The organism is Pseudoalteromonas sp. XMcav2-N (assembly GCF_024124545.1).
GTDB lineage: Bacteria > Pseudomonadota > Gammaproteobacteria > Enterobacterales > Alteromonadaceae > Pseudoalteromonas.
This window is the reverse complement of record NZ_JAMXSF010000022.1, coordinates 33,634-55,406: the sequence shown is the minus strand read 5'-3', so window position 1 is coordinate 55,406 and position 21,773 is coordinate 33,634. Positions and strand designations below refer to the sequence as shown.

Annotated in this window: 21 protein-coding genes; 13 read left to right on the top strand and 8 right to left on the bottom strand. The window is 51.7% G+C overall.

Annotated elements, in window-relative coordinates; all coding sequences use genetic code 11:
- The first annotated feature begins 2 nt into the window (after positions 1 to 2).
- Positions 3 to 413 carry a CBS domain-containing protein gene (locus NH568_RS21670; RefSeq protein ID WP_253110121.1) on the top strand — a complete coding sequence of 137 codons (411 nt, stop codon included), beginning with the start codon at positions 3 to 5 and terminating at the stop codon, positions 411 to 413.
- A 30-nt stretch (positions 414 to 443) separates the two neighbouring features.
- Here NH568_RS21670 and add read toward each other — a convergent pair whose 3' ends face one another.
- From add to cyaY, 7 genes are all read right to left on the bottom strand, one after another.
- The gene (gene add, locus NH568_RS21665) at positions 444 to 1,439 is read right to left on the bottom strand and encodes an adenosine deaminase (RefSeq protein ID WP_253110118.1); all 996 of its coding nucleotides are present in this window, start codon (positions 1,437 to 1,439) and stop codon (positions 444 to 446) included.
- Positions 1,440 to 1,883: 444 nt separating this feature from the next.
- Complete coding sequence (locus NH568_RS21660) at positions 1,884 to 2,987, bottom strand: heme biosynthesis HemY N-terminal domain-containing protein (protein WP_253110116.1); 1,104 nt, start codon at positions 2,985 to 2,987, stop codon at positions 1,884 to 1,886.
- Positions 2,984 to 4,783 (bottom strand): uroporphyrinogen-III C-methyltransferase, encoded by a 1,800-nt coding sequence (locus NH568_RS21655; RefSeq protein WP_253050800.1) that lies wholly within the window; start codon positions 4,781 to 4,783, stop codon positions 2,984 to 2,986. Before NH568_RS21655 ends, NH568_RS21660 begins: the two co-directional genes overlap by 4 nt.
- 1 nt (position 4,784) lies before the next feature.
- Positions 4,785 to 5,723: a hydroxymethylbilane synthase gene (gene hemC / locus NH568_RS21650; protein WP_253050798.1), complete on the bottom strand. Its 939-nt coding sequence runs from the start codon at positions 5,721 to 5,723 to the stop codon at positions 4,785 to 4,787.
- A 19-nt stretch (positions 5,724 to 5,742) separates the two neighbouring features.
- A complete protein-coding gene (locus NH568_RS21645; protein WP_253050796.1) occupies positions 5,743 to 6,624 on the bottom strand; it encodes a DUF2914 domain-containing protein in 882 nt (293 codons plus the stop codon).
- A 17-nt stretch (positions 6,625 to 6,641) separates the two neighbouring features.
- Positions 6,642 to 7,295, bottom strand: coding sequence for an alpha/beta fold hydrolase (locus tag NH568_RS21640; protein WP_253110147.1), 654 nt, complete (start codon positions 7,293 to 7,295; stop codon positions 6,642 to 6,644).
- A complete protein-coding gene (gene cyaY, locus NH568_RS21635) occupies positions 7,295 to 7,615 on the bottom strand; it encodes an iron donor protein CyaY (protein WP_253050794.1) in 321 nt (106 codons plus the stop codon). Before cyaY ends, NH568_RS21640 begins: the two co-directional genes overlap by 1 nt.
- 128 nt (positions 7,616 to 7,743) lie before the next feature.
- Here cyaY and NH568_RS21630 point away from each other — a divergent pair, with 128 nt between their 5' ends.
- The 12 genes from NH568_RS21630 to NH568_RS21575 all read left to right on the top strand — a co-directional run bounded on the left by NH568_RS21630 (position 7,744) and on the right by NH568_RS21575 (position 19,323).
- A complete protein-coding gene (locus NH568_RS21630; protein WP_253050792.1) occupies positions 7,744 to 7,941 on the top strand; it encodes a lipoprotein in 198 nt (65 codons plus the stop codon).
- A complete protein-coding gene (lysA, locus tag NH568_RS21625; RefSeq protein WP_253050790.1) occupies positions 7,942 to 9,195 on the top strand; it encodes a diaminopimelate decarboxylase in 1,254 nt (417 codons plus the stop codon). It abuts the gene before it with no gap.
- Between the two features lie 94 nt (positions 9,196 to 9,289).
- On the top strand, positions 9,290 to 10,120 hold the full coding sequence (dapF, locus tag NH568_RS21620; protein ID WP_253050788.1) for a diaminopimelate epimerase: 831 nt from the start codon (positions 9,290 to 9,292) through the stop codon (positions 10,118 to 10,120).
- On the top strand, positions 10,117 to 10,761 hold the full coding sequence (locus tag NH568_RS21615) for a DUF484 family protein (protein ID WP_253050786.1): 645 nt from the start codon (positions 10,117 to 10,119) through the stop codon (positions 10,759 to 10,761). The genes dapF and NH568_RS21615 overlap by 4 nt, the downstream gene beginning before the upstream one ends.
- The gene (gene xerC, locus NH568_RS21610; protein WP_253050784.1) at positions 10,758 to 11,702 is read left to right on the top strand and encodes a tyrosine recombinase XerC; all 945 of its coding nucleotides are present in this window, start codon (positions 10,758 to 10,760) and stop codon (positions 11,700 to 11,702) included. Before NH568_RS21615 ends, xerC begins: the two co-directional genes overlap by 4 nt.
- Before the next feature lie 59 nt (positions 11,703 to 11,761).
- Positions 11,762 to 12,466, top strand: coding sequence for an HAD-IA family hydrolase (locus NH568_RS21605; RefSeq protein WP_253050782.1), 705 nt, complete (start codon positions 11,762 to 11,764; stop codon positions 12,464 to 12,466).
- Positions 12,467 to 12,581: 115 nt separating this feature from the next.
- Positions 12,582 to 14,081 (top strand): peptide MFS transporter, encoded by a 1,500-nt coding sequence (locus NH568_RS21600; protein WP_253050780.1) that lies wholly within the window; start codon positions 12,582 to 12,584, stop codon positions 14,079 to 14,081.
- A 279-nt stretch (positions 14,082 to 14,360) separates the two neighbouring features.
- Positions 14,361 to 15,242 (top strand): SDR family oxidoreductase, encoded by an 882-nt coding sequence (locus NH568_RS21595; protein WP_253050778.1) that lies wholly within the window; start codon positions 14,361 to 14,363, stop codon positions 15,240 to 15,242.
- Between the two features lie 6 nt (positions 15,243 to 15,248).
- Positions 15,249 to 16,382 carry a retropepsin-like aspartic protease gene (locus tag NH568_RS21590; protein ID WP_253050776.1) on the top strand — a complete coding sequence of 378 codons (1,134 nt, stop codon included), beginning with the start codon at positions 15,249 to 15,251 and terminating at the stop codon, positions 16,380 to 16,382.
- 31 nt (positions 16,383 to 16,413) lie between these two features.
- Positions 16,414 to 17,115 (top strand): RNA pseudouridine synthase, encoded by a 702-nt coding sequence (locus tag NH568_RS21585; protein WP_253110145.1) that lies wholly within the window; start codon positions 16,414 to 16,416, stop codon positions 17,113 to 17,115.
- Positions 17,116 to 17,309: 194 nt separating this feature from the next.
- Complete coding sequence (locus NH568_RS21580; protein ID WP_253050774.1) at positions 17,310 to 18,182, top strand: multidrug transporter; 873 nt, start codon at positions 17,310 to 17,312, stop codon at positions 18,180 to 18,182.
- An 88-nt stretch (positions 18,183 to 18,270) separates the two neighbouring features.
- Positions 18,271 to 19,323, top strand: coding sequence for a GGDEF domain-containing protein (locus NH568_RS21575; protein ID WP_253050772.1), 1,053 nt, complete (start codon positions 18,271 to 18,273; stop codon positions 19,321 to 19,323).
- On the opposite strand, the gene NH568_RS21570 is transcribed toward NH568_RS21575, so the two are convergent.
- The gene (locus NH568_RS21570; protein ID WP_253050770.1) at positions 19,320 to 21,611 is read right to left on the bottom strand and encodes a penicillin acylase family protein; all 2,292 of its coding nucleotides are present in this window, start codon (positions 21,609 to 21,611) and stop codon (positions 19,320 to 19,322) included. The two genes, NH568_RS21575 and NH568_RS21570, sit on opposite strands and share 4 nt — an antisense overlap.
- Positions 21,612 to 21,773: the final 162 nt, after the last annotated feature.

Below are 21,773 nucleotides of genomic sequence, written 5' to 3'. Positions count from 1 at the left end.
ACATGGCTAAACAATTTATCTCAGACATCATGTCTACCCAGTTTCCACTGATCACACCCGATACTGAAATCACCGACGCTATTGTACAACTCGAAAAATTCGCCCTATTTGGTGCGCCGGTACAAGATCATGCTGGTAAACTGGTGGGCTTTATTTCCGAACAACAGTTACTGGCCCCGCTACTGCAAAGTAGTTATTTCTGTGATGGCGCCACGGCAGTCGGCCAATTGATGCGCACAGAGACCCTGTCGGTCAGCAAAACCTCCACAGTGATAGATTTAGCCACGCAGATGCAGCAGGACAAACCCAAGATCTATCCGGTCATTGAGCATGGCAAGGTGATAGCAGTGGTGACCCGCAGTCAGGTACTCAATGCACTGAAAGAGAATTACTTAAGCTGCTCAGCGCACTGAGCAGCAGGTATTTGAACGTACTAACGCCAGTTAGGTATATTTCTGCAACAGCGCCTGCTTATCCGAGTCACTTAAAAAAGCAATCTCAACCGCATTGGCTTGCGCCTGTCTGATATCCGCTTCACTGAGCCCTGCCAGTGGCGCGGCCCGTTCAAATTCGTTGTCCAGCTCCACACCTTGTACTGCCGGATCATCTGTATTAATTGTCGCCAGAATGCCATGATCTAAGAATTGCTTGAGGGGGTGGGTCTCAATGCTCGCGACGGTGCTGGTTTGCAGGTTACTGGTCAGGCAGGATTCAATGCCAATGCGGTTGTCGCGCAGGTAATCCATTAGCTTAGGGTCTTCGATGGCTTTCACACCGTGACCAATGCGCGTCGCTCCCAGCTCGTTGATCGCCTGCCACATGCTGCTTGCACCTTCCGCCTCGCCTGCGTGAATGGTCACGCCCAGATACGCATCACGAACTTGTTTAAAATGGTCGTTAAATAATGTCCCAGGAAAACCGATTTCATCACCGGCCAGATCTACAGCAACTAAGTCATTTTTAAACGCCAACAGGGCATCGAGTTCATATTGGCATTTCTCAACACCAAAGGTACGCGACATAATACCAATCAGATTGACCTTAATATCACGCCCCTGAGTAGCCGAATGAATCCCGTCAACGACCGCTTCCACTACACCTTGTGGATGTAAGTCATGGGTTTTGGCCATATAATAAGGACTAAAGCGCAGCTCAGTGTAATCCATCTTCTGAGCAATGGCATCTTCGACATTTTCAACTGCAATACGGCGACAGGCATCATAATCGCCCAACACCTTGACGCCCCAGTCCAGCTTTGCCAAAAAGGCCATCAGATTTGGCGCATTATCGAGTACCTGGACATGTGGCCTCAGGCCTTCCACATCGTGTGCTGGCAGCGGCATATTGAACTTCTGACCAAGGTCCAAAATGGTCTCAGGACGTACATTACCGTCTAAGTGGCGGTGTAAATCAAGTAAAGGTAGTTTGGTATTGATCATAAGGCACTCGGATTGCAGATAAAATTTTTCAGATCATACGCAGCCTAAGTGTAGATTCAAGGACAAATATCCGCAAAGTCGATTATTTATACCAATCCACATTCATATATAGTCATCCCAATGGACAACTGCTTTTGCTAACGATTTTAAAAATATTATTGAGCGCGCGCATAGCGCGTTGTTCCGAGGTTTTCCCTGGTCAGGATAGGTGATATTACAGGCTGACGGGTGCCACAGCAAAAAACCGGCCTGACGACCGGTGTTTTGACTGTGTAATACCAATTTGCTTAATTAAGTGTTCTATTTTGAGGCGAGAAAATATGTTCGATAACTAGGCAAAAATTTTGCTATTTAGTTGTTCTAAATGAGAAATTTTTAACACAGTTAGCGTCATAATTGCTCCGTCAAATTGAACAGGTATTAAGTGAAATTGGTATAAGTGGTTTACTGGGTGGCCAGCAGGTAGGCCTTATCAAATTGCCCCGTTTTGGCATAGGCCTGTTCGGCTTGTTGCTGCCACAGCCCCTGCCAGGGTGATTGAGCCAATGTATCGAAAATTTTGGCTGCCAACTCATGCTCCCCTTGTGCATTGGCCAGACACGCCAGGCAGAACAGCAGTTCAGGCTGATCCGGCTGTTTCTTTAAGGCGGCCTGGATCAGTTTACGCAATTCAGGGTCCGAACTGGCGGCATACTGTAACGCCTCTGCCAGTTGCTGATATTGACCTTTTTTAAGGTATTTCAGTAGGTCGCCACGTACAGCATCAAACTGGCCATGACGCAGCGCTTGTTGGGTCAGCGCTGGCGCTGCTAAAGGCCGCAGCGCTTTAGGCAGCGCATTAAACGTGGCCTGCGCCGTGCTGTCATCGATTGCAAACAAGGCGTGCAGATACGCTTTCCAGCGCGACTCTGACCAGTCCAGCTGTTTGTACTTTTGCTGGAGCAATGCCAGTGCTTGTTCACTCTGCCCGGCCTGGATCAAAGCCTCAAGATAGCTTGCCACTACACTGTCAGACACCTTTTTATCGGCCATCTGTGCCCCCAGCAGGGTTAATGCCTGCTCACCCTGATTGGCTGCCAGCCAAAGTTTGGCAACCTGCCCTTGCGATTGGGGAGATATCGCCTGTAGATCTGCCAATGCCTGAGTCGGCTGCTGCTGTTGCAACGCAACCCGAGCCGCCATCGCGCGCTGCTGATCCTGCCAGTGAGCGGGCAAGTCACCGATCGCCAGGGCTTGCTGCAATTGCGCGTCATCGCCATTAATACATGCCCAGACAGCGGCTTCCAGTGCGTGTTGTTGACGTTTATTTTTGCGTCCTTTCAGCCAACCACGGCTACGGGCGAAGGTCCGCCAGAGTGCACCAAGCAAGTTCAGCACCAAAGCACCGAGCAGCACAGCAAAAATCACCATGACAGCGAGTGCAAACAAGGAGGTCTCTATGGTGTGGTTGTTCACCGCAATCAGCAGATAGCCTTTCTCGTCGATCAACAAATGGCCGGCTGCCAGCACGCCCAGAAGCACTAAAACAGAGATCAGTGTACGTGTCATTGTAACCACTCCTTCACCGCCTGAGGGGTTTGTAACTCAAGGGTTGCAGGCGCTGCAAACTCTTTGCGTTGCAGTGCTTTCAGGCCAGCCTGCATTGCCACCACCGCACTGTCTTCAGTCCGGTAGTAACGCGCTAAGGTCGCGCCCGCCCCTTCCAGTGCGGTGAAATAAATACTCTGCTGTTGCTGCATCAATGCCGTCTGGGCCTGACGCAGATAACTACTCAGCTGAGCACGAATAAGATGCTGTTCCTCGGCATCTAACAGCGGATCAATAACCGGTTTATCGTGACTGCGTACCTTTATGAACTGATCCTGGATTTTTAACCAGGAGCGCCAGGCATTGGCCTTCCAGTCACTCACCTGCTCTGTCAGTTCGCTTTGCTCAGATTGCTGCTCCGCTGGTTTAGTCATGATCTGTAATGGTAAGTCATCGGCCTGAGCAACATAACCGTGCAGATCCAGATACAGCGCTTCCAGCTGAGGTTTTGGCTGGGCATTCAACAGTGCCAGATCGGCAGCAATAGCCGTTTGCACCGCCGATGTATTGCTCTGCTCACGCATCAGATCGTTCAGACGAGTCAAGGCCGCGGCTGCGGCCAGGTAGTGCTTTTGGATATTGGCCTGAAACTCTGCACTGCGTATCAAAGCGGTTATCTCTGCTTTTTGGGCACCACCCAGTTGCTGTTTGGCTGCCTGCAGTGTGTTCTGTAAGCGTTGCTCAAGCTCACGAGTTTGCGCGTTAAGTTGCTGTGCAACCTGCTGCTCACGGTCAGTCACCTCGCTACGCAGCGCGCTAAGTGCCTGTTTGCTGGCTGCCAATTCTGTACGTAACTGCTGATTTTCACTACCCAGTTGTGTCAGCGTTTGCTGGTATTGGTGTAGCTGCTGCTGCCCCAGATAATACACTCCCCCCGCGCCGGCACCGGAAGCCAGTGCTACCAATAGAGCCAGAACAGCCGTTTTACTGATTTTTCCGGATGCATTGACGGATTTAGATGTTTTGCCCGAAGACTGAGGGCCTGAGTGACTTTGTTGTTGTTCTGTCATAGTTCCACCTTGGCGGGGCTGATTGTCCATAATGCAGGCCAGTAACGCATCGTTATCTGCCCCTGCACTGATGGCGATTTGTTTGTCCTCAATCGCGTATTGTTCGCGAAGGTATTCTGCACTGCGTTGACTAACCAGATAAAACCGGCGAGTGCTCAGCCAGTTCAGTAATTCGCTCTGCTGGGTATTGAAGATGGCGTCAATGGCTGCATTGCTGGTGATCACTATACCGTCAATGCCCAGCCTTTGCCAGTGGTCCAACCAGATATCGGACCCTGTTGCAGCCGGGATCCGCTCATAGACCACGCAATGTGATACCAGCGCACCACGCTGTTTGAGCATCTTACTGATCAGTGTGCGACCACCTCGACCCTTGACCACCACAACCCGTTTACCTTCAACCTGTTGCAGTGCCGATAAGGCAAGTAACCCCTCGGAGTCATGTTGCTGGGGCACACAAGCCTGGCGATGAAAGCACGCTTCGATGGCTGCGGCGGTCTTTTCGCCCACCGCGAAAAACTGACAGTCGGCAGAGAAGTCGGGCTGATGCTGTGCCAGATAGTGCACCGCATCCTGAGATATGAAAATGAGTAGATCAGCATCTGTGACGGGGGCCAGTTCAGTATCACTGACCGGCAGTTTTACCAGCTCCAGCACGGGGGTGCAGTCACAACTGATCCCCTGTGCTTCGAGCTGATCGGCAAGCAGTGTTCCTTTGCCTGCCGGACGTGTGATGGCTAGTTTCACATTAGTTGTCCCGGTAAACCTCAGCCAAAATTTGGTCCGCACCTTGCGCCAGCAAAGACTCAGCCAGGCGGATCCCCAGCTGCTCAGCGTCGGCGACCGGACCGCTTTGCTCCCCTCGCAGGATCTGGCTGCCATCTACCGCGCCCACCAGACCACGCAAGGTCAATTGTTCACCGTCAATTTCGGCATATGCACCAATAGGGACCTGACACCCGCCTTCCAGGCGACGGTTCATGGCCCGCTCAGCCAACACACGCATGCGTGTTGCACTATGCTCAAGGGGAGCCAGCCAGGCCTGAACCTGCGCATCATCACTTCGACATTCAATGCCTACGGCACCCTGGCCATTCGCGGGTAGCGAATCTTCAACCGTAACAAAACTGGCGATCCGCTCAGCCATTTCCAGTCTGATCAATCCCGCAGCGGCAAGAATAATGGCATCGAATTCACCGGCATCCAGTTTGGCCAGGCGCGTATTCACATTACCGCGTAAGTCTTTGATCACCAGGTCTGGGCGTACTGCACGGATCTGACACTGACGGCGTAAACTGGATGTCCCCACAACAGCACCTGTCGGTAACTCTGCCAGCGATTGATAGGTATTCGAGACAAACGCATCGCGGGGATCTTCGCGCTCACAAATGGTATGCAGTTCAAGCCCGTCAGGAAACTCTACAGGCACATCTTTCATTGAATGTACGGCGATATCCGCACGCCCTTCCAGCATAGCCTGCTCGAGCTCTTTGACGAACAAGCCCTTACCACCAATCTTAGCCAGTGGCGTATCTAAAATCTTATCGCCTTTGGTCGACATAGGAACCAGTTCGACTTCCAGATCGGCGTGAAACTTTTCCAGTTCGGCTTTCACAAACTCGGCCTGCCACAGGGCCAGTGCACTTTTTCTTGTTGCGATACGCAACACATTCTTTTTCGTCGTCATGCTTTACTCAGTTTGCTCGCTATTGAGCGGTTGCAATAATTCTAAAGGTTTTCTGTGCCAACAGCCGGTCATCAGCGGTGATCGCTTCAATCCGCCACTGGCCACTTTGGCTTGGCATAATATTTTTGCTGGAGTAGGTCCGATGCCGATAGGCACTGATAGGCAGCTCAATTTCAGCCATCAACTGATCCTGATGAAACCACAGATGCCGTATAGTTTGTCCCTGCAACCCACGCACTTCGGTAAAGAAATACAACTTCTCCGAAAAGGCACTTTGCTCGACACTGTCTTTAAGTACATCGACCGGCTCCCGCTCCACAACCTCTGTGGTCAGCACCGCACGACTCACGTGAGTGGTATCAACTTGTGCAGCCATGGCCACGCTGGCAACCCGGGCGTCTTCCGCAAACCGTTTGGCCGTCTCACTGTCACGACCATTGTCAGGATCGTCCACTTGTAAGTCTGCACTCGCCACCGCGGCTTCATCTTTCAGCTCAACAAACTCTGACTCAACGGCCGCGATTGCCGCCGCTTCAGACTCAGTTGCACTAACAAGCTCGTCGGTCGGCTGGGCCACCAGCTCGGGGAGCGATTTTTCCGAGGCAGACTGAATGTTTTCAACAGATGCAACAAGCGCCGTATCTGTAACAAGCATATCTTCTGCAATGACGTCAGACACACTGTTTGTAGGCTCTGGGCTCTGATACGCATCTACCACCTCGACAGGTTGCTCGTCTGCACTCACCGAGTTCACTATCCCATAAAACGTGGCAGCTAAGCCAATTGCAGCCACGCTACCAACCACACCAATGCGGCGCCAATGATATTGGTAGGTGACGGGCCTTGCCGGGACCTCGTTCGCTTTGGTTACTGCGGTTTTAATCACAATGCGTTGTGTCATGGGTGCTCACTCTGTTGTCACGTTAGCCTGGCCAGTAACCAGGTGCGGATTGCCTCCAGCTCTTCCTGGCAAACCTGATGCTGCATCGGGTAATCCTGCCAGCTAACTTCGTAGCCTTGAGCTTGTAAGGTGTCAAAAGCCTGTCGTCCAGCCACCATAGGGACTACAGGGTCTAGGCTGCCATGGGCCATAAACACGTTCAGGTCGGCCTGCACTGCTTCCTGTGCCAGCTTATCCGGTGCACACATATAGCACGACAGGGCCATCACGCCACCTAACCGCACTTTTAAACGTGGTGCCAGGTGCAGTGCCATCACGCCACCTTGTGAGAATCCAGCCAGAATAATGCGCTCTGGTGGTATGCCAGCGTCCAGCTCAGCTTCAATCAGTGCCTGAACCAACTTCGCTGAGTCTCTCACACCCGCTTCGTCGGCTCTTTTATCCAGATCAAAAGATTTGATGTCATACCAGGAGCGCATCACCATACCATTATTCACGGTCACTGGCTGCTCTGGCGCGTGCGGGAAAATAAACCGCACACCCAGTTCGGCGGGTAGCCTTAACTCAGGTGCGATCGGTAAGAAGCCCTCTCCGGAATCGCCCAGACCATGTAACCAAATCACGCTTGCCCTGTGGGTTCCCTGGGCCGGGTACTCTACAAATGACAGCATCAGTCGTGCTGCCACTCTATGGCCTGGCCCGCCTGGCGTGTTGCTGCATCGCTCATAAACTGCCAGAACTCGGCACCACTGCGGTTATCTATCCACTGCGTATCGCGCAGCTCAAAATGATGCCCGTTAAACTTAGTTGCAACCCACACCTGGTGCAGTGGGGCTTGCTTGTTAATCACTATTTTACTGCGGTCCGGAAAAATGATCTCCAGGATCCCGGATGCCGATTCATAATCCAGGTCAACCTCACAGTCGTCAATTTGCTCCTCAATGGTCAACATTAACGTGTCGGCTAACTCGTGATACTCATGATCTGTCATAGCTTGATCCTTACCTGTGCAAACCCCGAAAGTCCGCTACTTTAGCGGAATTAAATTTACTTTCTAAGCTGCTTTTTTTACCAATTCTGTTACTCTGCGATTATAAAGGCACTGACATCATTAATCTAATGAAAGCGACATACACTCAATTTAGCCTATTTACCCTGATCTTGACCAGCCTCTTGCTGCTAAGTGCATGCGGTCAGAGTGGGCCTCTATATTTACCTGAACAACGCCCCAAACCGACCAATGCGCCCGAGCAAACACCTCAGCCTGCTCAGGATACCGCGCCGTCTGAGGACGATGATACGAAACAGGAGTCGTAAATGGATTTCTTTCACTACCAGGATAATCAGCTGCATGCAGAGCAGGTCGCCATCCGGGACATCGCCGAGCACTATGGTACGCCCTGCTATGTGTATTCAAGAAAAACGCTGGAGCGCCACTACCATGCGTTCACCGATGCGGCCGCAGGACACCCACATCTGGTCTGTTATGCTGTTAAAGCAAACAGCAACATCGCAGTACTGAATGTACTGGCAAGGCTGGGTGCCGGGTTTGACATAGTCTCGCAAGGTGAATTAGCCCGGGTGCTCAAAGCTGGCGGCGATCCAGCTAAAATCGTGTTTTCCGGCGTAGCAAAAACCGCACAGGAAATCGCTTTTGCACTCAAAACCGGCATTAAGTGTTTCAATGTCGAGTCCGAGGCTGAATTGCGTCGTATCAGTCAAGTGGCCAGTGAACTCGATTTGCTCGCGCCGATTTCAATTCGGGTCAATCCGGATATAGATGCCAAAACACATCCTTATATTTCGACCGGGCTAAAAGAAAACAAATTCGGTATTGATATTAAAGAAGCCTTCAATGTCTATCAGCTTGCCTGTGCTTTGCCCGGCATTGATGTTGTGGGCATTGATTTTCACATCGGCTCCCAGCTTACCGAAGTCACCCCGTTTATTGCGGCCCTGGACAAAGTGCTTGCATTGGTAGAGACGCTCGCATCGGCAGGTATTACACTCAGGCATCTGGATATTGGCGGCGGTCTGGGCGTGCCCTATGACAGCGAAAAGCCGCCACACCCCAGTGCCTATGCAGCGGAGGTCAAAGCGCGACTCGCCGAGTATCAACATCTGGAACTGATCTTTGAGCCAGGCCGTGCTATTGCCGCAAATGCCGGGATCCTGGTCACCAAAGTTGAATACCTTAAACCAACCAAAGACAAGCACTTTGCCATTGTTGACGCCGGCATGAATGACATGTTGCGGCCTTCTCTGTATCAGGCGTGGCAACAGATCATTGCCGTTACACCGCGCCAGGATGATACGCCACTGTATACCTACGATGTTGTAGGGCCGGTGTGCGAGACAGGCGATTTTATTGGTAAAGATCGACCACTGGCAATTCAGCCTGGTGACTTGTTGGCCCAACGTGGTGCCGGTGCCTATGGCTTTACCATGAGCTCGAATTACAACTCACGCCCACGCATTGCAGAAATCATGGTCGATGGGGATGACTGTCACCTGATCCGTGAAAGAGAGACACTGGAATCCTTGTGGCAAGGCGAGCAAGTGCTTCCGTAATGACGCGCGGCATGGCAAAGTAAGGTTATCACAATCATAAAATAGGTGCGGTGCCTGCTGTGCTGGCCGCCGACACCAAAATAGATAAGGCTTTATGTTTGTAAATTTTTCTAAGATGCATGGTTTAGGCAATGATTTTGTGGTCGTTGATAATGTGACCCAGAATGTTTTTTTGTCACGAGACCAGATCCGTAAACTGGCACACCGTAATTTTGGCATCGGTTTCGACCAGCTGTTACTGGTTGAGCCGCCCTATTCACCTGATCTGGATTTTCATTATCGGATCTTCAATGCTGACGGTACCGAAGTAGAACAGTGCGGTAATGGTGCACGCTGTTTTGCGCGCTTTGTCCGCATGAAAGGCCTGACCAATAAGCATAAAGTGAGTGTCTCCACCAAAGGTGGCAATATTACTCTGTTCACCGAAAAAGACGGCCAGGTTACGGTCAATATGGGTAAACCGGAATTTGCACCTGCGCAAATCCCATTCAAAGCAAAGCAACAGGAACAAACCTATATTCTGCGTGCACAGGAACACACCGTCTTCTGCGGTGTCGTGTCTATGGGTAATCCACATTGTGTAATAGAGGTTGATGATATCGACCAGGCAGAGGTTAACACGCTTGGTCCCCTGCTTGAGCAACATGAACGTTTTCCAAAACGTGCTAATATTGGTTTTATGCAAATTATCAACCGTGAGCACATTAAATTGCGAGTCTGGGAGCGGGGCGCGGCTGAAACGTTGGCATGCGGCAGCGGCGCATGTGCCGCAGCAGTCGTCGGTATTGCCCAGGATAAACTGGCCAGCACTGTGCGGGTCGATTTACCGGGCGGTAGCATTCAGGTGCGCTGGAATGGCCCTGGCCAGAGCGTTAAAATGACCGGCCCTGCGGAACACGTATTCGACGGACAAATCGCCTTATGAGTAATGACGCAGGCTCGCTGACACCTCAACAGGTTCAGGATTTTCTCCACCACCACCCCGAATTTTTGCTGCAACACCCTTACCTGTTGCTTGAGCTCAATCTATACAACGATTCTCAGGGTGAACCTAATCTGGCTTTATTACAGCAACGCACTTTGCGTGAGCGCAATCAGCAACTTGAAAAACAGATCGCACAGATGGTTGCGCATGCTAATGAGAATGAACAGATTTATCGTCTGTTCAGTGAGTGCCAGCGTCGCCTGTGGCAGTGTGAGGATGTGTCTTCCCTGACCGATTTACTGAGTCATGAGTTGACTCAATTACCCAAAGTCAGTCATTGTCAACTGATCAATTTACAAGAAGACAATGAACAGGTACGTGCCGTCAGCGCATTGCAACGCAGTCGGCTCAAAGATTCGAGCTGTTATCTGGGTCGCCTGAGTCAGGCCGAACGTACCGGGCTGGTCGAAGACATTCAGTGTCAGTCCTTTGCGTTATATACATTAGGTGACAGTGAGGCTCCCAAAGCCCTGCTGTTATTTGCCAGTCATTGCGCCGATCACTTCGCCCCGGGTAACGGCGACCTGTTCGTCAGTGAACTGGTCACTTCCCTGGCGCTTCGATTACACCATCTGGCATGAGCAAACCGCATCTCGATGTGAATCCAAATGACCTCGGTCCGGGCTGGCTGGAACCGATTGCTGAGTTTGCTGCTTACCTGCAGTTTGAACGTCAATACTCTGCACATACGCTGGGCCAGTACCGACGTCAACTGTTGCAGGCCGCCGCTTTTTTTGCACCTCATTGTGACCACTGGCTGGCAGTCAGCAGTGAGCTGGTCAGGCGCTATTCGATGCAACTGCGCACCCGGCAATATAACCCGCGCAGTATCAACCTGAAACTCAGCTGCGTACGCAGCTTGTATAAGTTTTTGCAACACAAACACCAGGCCCACGCCGAAACGCCGAACCCGGCTCAGGGATTGCGCGGTCCTAAGTTTCAAAAGCCCCTGCCAAAAAGTCTGGATGTCGACCAAATGGCGCAGCTTTTGGATATTCAGGACGATGATGTTCTGGCACTGCGTGACAAAGCCATTATGGAGCTGATGTACTCCAGCGGGCTGCGTGTCAGTGAGCTGGTTAATGCCAATCTTCACGACATCCGTGATGGCGAGATCCGGGTGCTGGGTAAGGGTAACAAAGAACGGGTCGTACCGGTTGGCGCCAAAGCGCTGGAAGCCATCACACTCTGGCTCAAACATCGCCCTCAGTTTGCCATGGCAGAGGAGCCCGCGTTGTTTGTCAGTAAGCGCAAAACCCGTATTTCAGCGCGCCATGTGCGTGCAAGAATGCAGGAATGGGGGATCCGTCAGGGGATCTCAGGCACCATTCATCCTCATAAACTGCGCCATTCCTTCGCCACCCATTTACTCGAATCCAGTGGTGACCTGCGGGCCATTCAGGAAATGTTAGGTCACGCCAGTTTATCCGCCACTCAGGTTTATACTCATGTTGATTTTGGCCATCTTGCCAAAGTGTATGACAACGCCCACCCCAGAGCACGCAAACAGCGTAAAGACTGAGTAGGTCTTTGGCCATTAATTAGGTAAACTCTGGCAAACTTTCAGCAAAGAGACGAGTAATGCGATTTAACCGTGCCATTGATGAGATCCAGGTTCTGAGCTTCGACCTGGATGATACTTTGTATAACAACCACCCAGTGATCGCCGCTGCGGTTCAGGCCATGAACGATTACGTCAATGCACTTGCGCTCTGGCGTGCTCAGGGACCAGAATTTTGGTTAAAATGCCGTAAGCGGGTTGCACTTCAGCACCCTGAATTGACCAATGACGTTACCCGCTGGCGACAGATGGCATTGCGTTTTGGTTTACAGCAAGCCGGCTTCAGCCCTGCTGAAACAGAGACACATGCCGAAGCCGCCTATCAGGCGTTTGCAACAGCACGCAGCCAGATAGTCGTTGATGAGTCCGTACTTAACCTGTTGGCTAGCCTGAGAACACGGTTCCGGCTAATCGCCATCACCAATGGCAATGTCGAGGTCGAGCGCTTTAACCTTGCAGGTCAGTTTGAACAGGTGTTGATGGCCGGAAGAGATGGTCGCGCCAAACCCCATACTGACCTGTTTGATGCGGCCTGCCAGCACTGCAATGTGGCGCCTAATCAGATACTGCATATTGGTGACAGCCTGGATACCGACGTGCAGGGCGCAAACCTGGCGGGTTGCCGCAGTGTGTGGCTCAATAATCAGGGAGTCCGGTATCGTTATCAGGGGCTGGCAGATATTGAAATCTGCGATATTCATGCCCTGTCGTTATTACTCACTTAACACTACTCGTCGGTTGTGCGCTCAGCCACAGGTGACCCTACTTCTGTTGCAAACTTTTAACAAATCACGTACTAATAAGACTTTCGTATAATAAAACAACAATCGGAAGTCTATTATGTCATCGCAGGATACTCATCTTGATACGGGGTTTTTTGGCCACCCGAAAGGCTTATCTACGCTTTATTTCACTGAAATGTGGGAGAGAATGAGCTACTACGGCATGCGCGCACTCTTGGTGCTTTTTATGACCGCCTCTTTACAGGAAGAGGGCCTTGAGTTCACCGTTGCAGCGGCTGCCGCTATCTACGGATTGTACACAGGTGCGGTGTACTTTCTGGGGTTGCCCGGAGGCTGGATAGCAGACCGTCTGCTGGGCGGTCAACGCACAGTCTGGTATGGCGGTATCATCATTATGTGCGGTCACATTGTACTGGCCATTCCAGCCCATGAAACCTTTTTTATCGGTCTGATCCTGGTTGCAGCGGGTACCGGTCTGCTGAAGCCGAATATCAGCGCCATGGTTGGTCAGCTGTATCGCGATGAAGATGAGCGTCGTGACGGGGGCTATGCCTTGTATTACATGGGGATCAATGTGGGCTCCGTACTAGGCTACACCATCTGCGGTTACTTTATGGAAAACCTGGGCTGGCACTGGGCATTTGGTGCCGCCGCAGTCGGCATGGGCGTTGGCCTGATCCAGTATCGTAAAACACTGGGTTATATTGCACATGTTGGCGATAAACCCAGCAGCCCGCTGTCTCCAGAGAAAGCCCGCAAAGCCTGGTCAGTCATCATTGCCGTTATCGCCGCCGTTGCCGGTGTCGTAGCACTGACCTACACAGGTGTGCTGGTCATCAACCCGGTTGTTGTCGCCCAGTACGTCGCAATCGCTTTTACCCTTATCTTTTTAGCCTATTACGGATTTATTTATTTTGCGGGCAATCTGGAACATGATGAAAAGCGCAAGATGTGGGCACTGTTCCTGGTCTGCGTGGCCTCAGCCTGCTTCTGGTCAGGGTTTGAGCAAGCCGGGTCTTCATTGAATCTGTTTGCCAGAGATTATACCGACCGACTGCTTGGCGGATTTACGATTCCGACAGCCTGGTTTCAGTCCACTAACTCCTTTTTTATCATTGTACTGTCTCCCTTTTTCGCCGCATTGTGGATCAACCTGGCAAAACGCATGATCTCGCCTTCATATACAGTAAAGTGCGCGATTGGCCTGGTGATCATGGCCAGCGGTTTTATTGTTATGTTTTTTGCAGCTCAGTATGCAGCTCAGGGACTCAAAGTTGCACCTATGTGGCTGGTAACCACCTACTTCCTGCATACCGTCGGTGAACTATGCCTGAGCCCGGTAGCCCTGAGTGCGGTGAGTAAACTGTCTCCTAAGCGGTTTGCTGGCCAGATGATGGGCGTGTTCGTTTTAACCTACTCGATAGGCAACATCATCTCTGGTTTGCTGGCCGGAAACTTCGACCCGGAAAACGTCGAGCAAATGCCAAACTTATATCTTCAAATTAGCCTGTTCTGTATCGGCGTGGGGATCCTGGTTGGCCTGTTTGGCCTGCGAGCCAAAATTTGGGAAGGCCAGGGTCAGCAACAAACCGCATAAGTTCCAGGGCCGGTTTCTCCGGCCCTTACCTCATCAACAGGTGCCCTGGTTGGGCGCCCCGGACTGAGAAAATCAAGGTTTCCATCTGGACACCGTCTGGAATTTGGGTAAGCTGGCAAAGCTGCTGCTTTGCTTGCTGCCGCCAACAAAACAGATGTCTCACCTGTGTGGCAGCGGCAACAGAAGCAACATAGTACGCAACGGAAAGTTAAGCATGATGTCGCTTGTTTTAAAATGCACTTTCCTATACAGAACGGCCAGATACACATTGGAGACAGTATGCAAAGCATCGCCATCACTGGCGCAACCGGATTACTGGGACGCGCGCTTGTTAAAATATTAGAAGCCCACTACCACATTATTGGCTGTGGATTTCGCCGGGCGACCCCGCCACTGGTGTCTCTGGACTTATCAGACAAAGACGCGGTCTGCGCTTTTTTGGATAAATACGTACCGGACATACTCATCCATGCCGCCGCAGAGCGCAAACCTGATGTCTGTGAAAACGACCATACGCAAACGCTCGCGTTGAATGTCGCCGCCAGTGAACATCTGGCAAAACAGTGCGCTCAGCGTGGTATCCGATTGTTTTTCATCAGCACCGATTATGTTTTTGATGGCGCTGAGCCCCCTTACATCGAACAAGCCACGACCAACCCGCTCAATTTTTACGGGCAGAGCAAACAACAAGCCGAGCAAGCCGTACTATCGAGCGATCCCACACATTGTGTTATCCGGGTACCAGTCCTGTATGGGGATGTCGAATATCTGGCAGAATCCGCAGTCACTGTGATAGCCGAGCAACTCAAATCGGACCCGCACAGTGCCCTTGACGACTGGGCGATCCGCTACCCTACTCATGTTGAGGATATAGCGCTGACGTTGGCAGATCTGATCGCATTGCCAAAAGAGCAACTGGGTGGGGTTTACCATGTGTCCGATACTCAGGCACTGACCAAGTATAAGATGGCCCAGATCATGGCAACCGTGCTGGGGTTAGAAGGAGTAAATCTTGTCGCGTTGCCAGAACCCACACACAGCGCGGCTCGCCCTCATAACTGTGCTCTCAAGGACACCCGTTTGCACGCACTGGGCATTGCGCACCACCGAGACTTTGCCGGTGCGATAGCTGCCGCGCTTAAGCACCATTTGCAGGGGTAATACATTATGCGGGTGAACTCTGCGCTTCTGGGCCTTTCTTTGGCACTCAATGCTTATCTGGGCTGGCAGCTATATCAATCATCAACAGCGGTCCACCCCAGTGCCAAAGTCCCGCTACCGGCTGCGCCCGCCGACGCTCCGGGCACCAGCTCAGACCGAATACCCGTTTCACTTACCCAGGCCCAGCAGGCATTTCAGCAGGGGCATTATGAACAGGCGCTGGCCTATCTGTTACAGACATATCAGACCCATCCCGGGGCAACAACCCGCCACGCCAAACAGTGGTGGCAATGGATCAATGCACACCTTGATCAGAGCAGCGAGGCTCAGCTGTTTGCCCAGTTAGCTTTGGTGCAGGGTTACCTCAGGATTGATCCACAGGCGCTTGTGGTACAGCGCCTTGAAATTCGCCTTTACCAGTCGCTGCAACAGCCCGATGAAGCACTTACACGACTGATGGTCGCCTACCAAAGCAATCCCGCGTACTCTCGCTGGCAAACTCTGATTGATGACTTGCTGGTACCACGCCTGGTTGAACTGAAGCAGCAACAGAAGTGGCATGAACTACTGCTGCTTGCCGCCCCCTGGTACGATGAAAAACCGCAAATGCTGGCACTACTGACGTACCAGATAGAAGCGCACCTGGCATTGTTGCAGCCCTCCGAAGCGCTGTTTTTGATTGCTCAGGCAAGCGATACATTGCGCCACCACCAGGATGTGGAAGCCCTTTACAATCAGGCACAGGCACTGCAACAGGGGGTGACACATGTGCCGCTACGCCGTCTGGGTAGTCACTTTGTGCTTGAAGCTCAACTGGCAGGTAGCACCATTGAGCTGATGATCGACACCGGGGCCAGCGTGACCTCTCTGACCCAGCAGCAATTTGCCGCACTGGATCAGGCAGTTGAATATTTAGATACCAGAACAGTGTCAACGGCTAATGGTTTGGCTAATGTCGAGTTCTATCAAAGTGAGCACATGCAGGTAGGTGACCAGATCAGAGGCCCCATGCAGTTTGCAGTCATGAATGAGATGCGTGCTGGTCCGGGGCTACTGGGCATGAACTTCCTGCGCCATTTTGATTTTGACATAGACCAGCGCAATGCTGTGCTGATTTTGCGTCCTCGCAGTCAACCTTGATATACTGAGCTTTTGCTCCCAGGCTATCTCAATTATGCAGCCAATGCGCCTAGCCAAATACCTGAGCCATTGTGGCGTCTGTTCCCGTCGTCAAGCCTCTCGACTGATCGACGCAGCCCAGGTCAGGGTGAACGGTAATCCGGCAAATCACATTGATCATGTTACCGACACCGACCATATTACCGTGAGTGGCTTACAGATCACCGGCCTGGTTCCCAAACAATTGTATCTGTACCACAAGCCTGTGGGCATTGACTGCAAACTGCGCACAGACGATCCCAGCAGCCTGATCCACCACCTCCCACCAGGTGTGCGAGTCTACCCCATTGGCCGCCTGGATAAAGACAGCCGCGGACTGTTACTGCTCACTAATGACGGTGAACTATGCAATCGTCTCATCCACCCCGATCACCACCAGGAAAAAGAATATCGTGTCGTCGTCGACAAGCCATTTGATCCGCAATTTTGCACCCGTATGAGTGCAGGTGTCCCCGTCGATGGGGTGATGACGCAAGCTTGCCGGGTAGAGCCGCTGACAGAGGATACCTTTACTATCGTGTTAAAGCAGGGAATGAATCGCCAGATCCGAAAAATGGCACGGCATTGCGGTTATCGGGTGATCGATTTATATCGGACACGCATTGCTAACCTGGTATTGGATGCCGAAGCCCTGGCCCCGGGGAAATATCAGCCCATCCCGTTCACTCAGCTGGTATTGGAAGAAAAAAAATAGTACCGCCCAACCAACTTACTGGGCGGTAAAAGTAGCATCGCTTCACAGTATAGCGAGCTGCTGACGGCAACGCACTGCGGCATATTGTCGCACCACTATTTCTCCCTGTTATCCTGAATATTTTTCAAGGCACTGGTAATTCGCACTTTGCCCGGTTAGTTTCTGTGTTCCGATATCATCAGAGTTCATACCCTATGGAGTGGATAGCGTTTACCTGTCTGGCCGCATTTAGTCAGGCCTGGCGTAATGCCCTGCAAAGTCGTCTCAGTGAACATGCCAGTGTAGCCAGCGTGACACTTGCCCGTTTTCTGCTCGCTACACCGCTGGCAGCCCTGTACCTGCTCGGTCTGTATCACTGGCAGACAGCACCGGCGCTGACCATAACGGGGCCATTAATCAGCTATATACTGGGTGCCAGCATCATGCAAATTATCGCCACCGGATTGATGGTGATGCTGTTCAAGCGGAACAACTATGCCGTCGGTGTGGGCCTGGCTAAGAGCGAAGCCCTGCTTGCGGCAGTGCTGGGGATGGCTTTTTTCGGCTCACATCTCAGTCCATTGGGCTGGTTGGGTGTCCTGCTCGGTGGTGTAGCAGTCCTGTTGCTTAGCGGCGTGACATTACGCCACTTTGCCCCCGCCACCGCACTGCTCGGACTCGCCTGCGGAGGCGCATTTGCACTAACTTCTTTGTGGGTCAGGGAGGCCAGCCTCACCACGGGGCTGCCCTTTCCACATAGTGCTGCCTGGGTGCTGTTACTGGTACTCTCCTGTCAAACCCTGTTGTTGGCCATCTATCTGAGTTATGCGGAGCAAAACTCCTGGCACACACTGTGGCAGCAGCGCCGGCTCACCAGTGCCATCAGTCTCACCAGCTGCATCGGATCTATTGGCTGGTTTAGTGCCATGAGCCTGCAACATGTGGCCTATGTCAAAACACTCGGCCAGATTGAGGTCTTCTTCACTCTGGCCATCGCGTTTTGGTGGTTAAAAACCCCCGTTGCCAGGCGTGATACTCTGGGGCTGTTGCTTATCGCATTGGCTGCCATTTTGGTAATGATGGGCTAGGTTTCTGGTTCAAAGTAAATTTTCAGGGAAAAATAGCCGGCACTTTCTATACTGAAGATATCGCAACAATCAAGACTGAGTGCCTTACGTGCCGATTGCACAACATTTTTATAGTCAGCCTGATGAGGTTGAACTGGTCAAAGTGAAACTGTTTAAGCAGGTCGCTTACTACTGTTTATGCTTGCACCTGCTGTTTATTTTTGCCTTCTGGTACAGCCATGTTTATATTCTGGCCATCGCCAATATCGCCAGTGTTACCGCCTGGGCAACAGGTATTTATCTGCTCAACCGGGGGCACAGCCACCTGGCCCTCAGGGTCTTTTGTATTGAAGTGACCGTCCATTCCGTGCTGGTCTGCGCCACGCTCGGTATGGATTATGGTTTTCAGTATTACCTGTGGACCATTGCCTGCATGTTACTTCTGGATCTGCAATTAAAGCTGCGACTCGCCATCTCTTTGTCTTTAAGCTTAATTGTGTTGTTTGCCGTCCTGTTTGAACTTTATGACACAGTCAACACCACCTTTGCATTTCGCGACTACGCCCGGCCCATCCACTTTATCAATGTGTTTATCTGCGGCCTGCCCATGATTTACGTCATTGGGCAGATACGCGAAAGCACCTTTATTCAGCGTCGGCAGCTGGCGACTCTGGCCGCGAGAGATCCGCTTACTAATTTATTCAATCGCCGCTATGCAAAGGAACTGATCTTAAGGGCTCATGCCAGTTGCGCGCACAATGACCAGTCTCTGTGTGTGGTGATGGCCGACCTGGATCATTTCAAACAAATCAATGACCAGCTGGGTCATGATATGGGTGACGAAGTGCTGCAAACCGTGTCAGATATTCTGCACAAACACGTGACCGATCAGGATATTGCTGTGAGATGGGGCGGAGAAGAGTTTCTGTTGGTACTGGTCGACTGCAATCTGGAACAAGCAGTTCATCGCCTGGAAACACTGCGCCAAACTCTTGAAATGCAGAAGTTCAACGGCAATGAGCTCACCGCAACCATGAGCTTCGGTGTGGCTCTGTGGCATACTGCCCTGCCCTTTTCAGTGGCATTGCAATTGGCCGATGACGCGCTATATACCAGTAAGGCACAGGGCCGCAATCGCGTGACCGCAGCCCAGTCCAGTTAGTTCATGGGAGTAAAGGTGATACGATGGCTGATTTTACCCGGTAACAAGGGCACCGCTTCACCTTGTGCATAGCCACTGAACCCAGCCCGATAAAACGGTGATAACGGATGACCACTTTGTCCACCAGCAACACTCATGATCGCTTTGTCGAGATGTCCGGGCTGGGCAATAAAGCGCTGGGAAGCGCCAAATGCCGGTTTTTGAACCGCCGGCATGTAGGCGTCACCAAATCCAGCCACTACAGGCATATCGAGCAAACCGCTGAGCAGTGGGATCTGTCGGCTAAATGGATGTTTAACTTCAAGCTGATTTACTCGCCCCCACTGCCATGCAGCCATGTCACGCCCTTCAGACTCGCGCAACTGCTCTTTGGCCGCCTCATAAGCCGCGAGTAACAACGTGTCCCAGTCACTGTACTTTTGCAACCACTGTGAGGGTTGCTGACGAATGAGCTGCCACACTGCAGGTTCCAGATAGCGTTTGAGAGGCGACAAGCTGCCATCAGCTTGTTGCAGAGTATTTTCTACCGGGGCAAACAGCACGTCGATAGTCTGGTCTCGAAATCGCCTGACCAGTGTATAACCGACCGATTCCGGACAGGCACATGCCTGCCAGTCAGCTAAATAAGCAAGGTCACGTGAATAGTGCGCTTTACGGCTTTCAAGTAACTCGCTTAACAGCTGATGCCAGGGCATCAGAAAGCGAGCCTCATTATCGAGTTGCAGGCGCATGAAATCGGCTTCATTAAACAGGGATTGTGCCATCAGCCGGTCGCGGATCTGCTGAGCTCGAGCCCCCAGTGCGTAACCCCCATCACCAAATCGCTGGTGTTGTTGCGCCGATACAACCCGGGAATTAGCAGTCCAGATCTTACCATCCGCTGGATTTTTCACGACCGGTCGGTGTACTTCATTACGTTGCCACAGAGCACTGTAATCCTGACTGGCAACGGCCAAATCACTGGGAGACTGTCGGGCCGGCACTGCACCGGTTGGCCGCCATGCCGCATTTCCGTTTGCATCGACAACCACCATATTCTGAACCGGAATAGCGATATGCTCAGCCTGCAGTAATGCATCATCAACGGACATGGCCTGTTCCAGCCCTGTGAGGCCAAGATTGACCGCGTAATCCCGATGTGCCACCCAGCTCAGCGCATAGGCTTCGCCCTGGATCTGTTTAACAGGTCCGTAGTCGCTTAGCGTCAGGGTAAATTCCTGATTCTTCCCACCGGGCAAGCGCAACTCTTCTGTGACCTGCCAGGTTTTATCACTGTGCGGGTCAAGTTTGATCCAGTCTGCGGTATCCAGATAACCATTGGTGAATCCCCAGGCAATATGGTTATTGCTGCCCACAACAATAGCAGGTGCACCAGGCAAAGTGACACCAGATACCTGCACGGGGTTGCCAGCAGCGGTGTTGTAATTGAGTTGTGCCCGATACCAGATAGCCGGCGCATTCAGACCTAAGTGCATATCGTCTGATAGCATTGCTGAGCCTGTATAAGTGTGCCTTCCAGTCACAGCCCAGTTATTGCTCCCATAAAGCGGTGGCTCTGCAATCTTACGCCACACATCAAAGTGAGCTATGTCGCTTATTTTTGGGATAACCACATCACTTTGATGGACTTCACTTCCATCCAGCGCAGCCTGATAGTTGCTAGGCTGAATGATAAAATCTATCATTTCTTTGCCAAGCAAAGACTTGACTAAAATGAGTGACTCATCTCTTTTTAAAGTACTTTCTTGTAAATCCAGGTACATACTAAAGATGACCAACAAGCTGTCTTCTGCCTGCCAGGGTCTGGCGTCTGCACCTAACAGGAGATACTCAAACCCTTTCATACCACTTTGTGCTTGTCCTTCATTCACGCCCTGCGTATACCGCGCAAGCAAAGTTTGATCTGACTTTGGCAGTTGCTGAAAAATAGTCTGGCTTAGAGCTCGAAACTGGTGAAACCGCAAACGCTTGTCAAGCTCAATGGCAGCCTCGCCAAATAACTCGCTCAGTTCTCCAGCGGCATTGCGACGCAACAGATCCATCTGAAAAAAGCGATCCTGACCATGTGCAAAGCCCAGTGCATACGCGGCATCATCACGATTCTGCGCAGTGATCACGCTCTGGCCCAGCGCATCTCGCTCCAACGTCAGCGGTGCGCTTATCGCCGTTGACTGACCCTGCCCATCGAGTGCAGGCAAGCTCAGTGATAAGATCCCGTACACGACTGCACTGGCAGCCAGTGCCAGCAACACAAAAGTTGCCACTGTACGCCTTAACCAAGTCAGCATACTCTCTCCTTATTATGAGTGATTAATGACCTAGCCAGCTTAGCGCTAATTACCCTGTATTGCATTATCGTATTGCATGACAGATCTGTGACTTCCCACTCAGAAACGCCTTTGCTTCCGGTAAAAAGAGCAGCCACAACACACGCTTTGATTCTTGTCCTG

Excerpts from the sequence above, each read along its gene's own strand:
- NH568_RS21670 (WP_253110121.1), top strand. The coding sequence starts at position 3 with ATGGCTAAACAATTTATCTCAGACATCATGTCTACCCAGTTTCCACTG.
- add (WP_253110118.1), bottom strand. The coding sequence starts at position 1,439 with ATGATCAATACCAAACTACCTTTACTTGATTTACACCGCCACTTAGAC.
- NH568_RS21660 (WP_253110116.1), bottom strand. The coding sequence starts at position 2,987 with ATGACACGTACACTGATCTCTGTTTTAGTGCTTCTGGGCGTGCTGGCA.
- hemC (WP_253050798.1), bottom strand. The coding sequence starts at position 5,723 with ATGACGACGAAAAAGAATGTGTTGCGTATCGCAACAAGAAAAAGTGCA.
- NH568_RS21645 (WP_253050796.1), bottom strand. The coding sequence starts at position 6,624 with ATGACACAACGCATTGTGATTAAAACCGCAGTAACCAAAGCGAACGAG.
- NH568_RS21640 (WP_253110147.1), bottom strand. The coding sequence starts at position 7,295 with ATGCTGTCATTTGTAGAGTACCCGGCCCAGGGAACCCACAGGGCAAGC.
- cyaY (WP_253050794.1), bottom strand. The coding sequence starts at position 7,615 with ATGACAGATCATGAGTATCACGAGTTAGCCGACACGTTAATGTTGACC.
- NH568_RS21630 (WP_253050792.1), top strand. The coding sequence starts at position 7,744 with ATGAAAGCGACATACACTCAATTTAGCCTATTTACCCTGATCTTGACC.
- lysA (WP_253050790.1), top strand. The coding sequence starts at position 7,942 with ATGGATTTCTTTCACTACCAGGATAATCAGCTGCATGCAGAGCAGGTC.
- dapF (WP_253050788.1), top strand. The coding sequence starts at position 9,290 with ATGTTTGTAAATTTTTCTAAGATGCATGGTTTAGGCAATGATTTTGTG.
- NH568_RS21615 (WP_253050786.1), top strand. The coding sequence starts at position 10,117 with ATGAGTAATGACGCAGGCTCGCTGACACCTCAACAGGTTCAGGATTTT.
- xerC (WP_253050784.1), top strand. The coding sequence starts at position 10,758 with ATGAGCAAACCGCATCTCGATGTGAATCCAAATGACCTCGGTCCGGGC.
- NH568_RS21605 (WP_253050782.1), top strand. The coding sequence starts at position 11,762 with ATGCGATTTAACCGTGCCATTGATGAGATCCAGGTTCTGAGCTTCGAC.
- NH568_RS21600 (WP_253050780.1), top strand. The coding sequence starts at position 12,582 with ATGTCATCGCAGGATACTCATCTTGATACGGGGTTTTTTGGCCACCCG.
- NH568_RS21595 (WP_253050778.1), top strand. The coding sequence starts at position 14,361 with ATGCAAAGCATCGCCATCACTGGCGCAACCGGATTACTGGGACGCGCG.
- NH568_RS21590 (WP_253050776.1), top strand. The coding sequence starts at position 15,249 with ATGCGGGTGAACTCTGCGCTTCTGGGCCTTTCTTTGGCACTCAATGCT.
- NH568_RS21580 (WP_253050774.1), top strand. The coding sequence starts at position 17,310 with ATGGAGTGGATAGCGTTTACCTGTCTGGCCGCATTTAGTCAGGCCTGG.
- NH568_RS21570 (WP_253050770.1), bottom strand. The coding sequence starts at position 21,611 with ATGCTGACTTGGTTAAGGCGTACAGTGGCAACTTTTGTGTTGCTGGCA.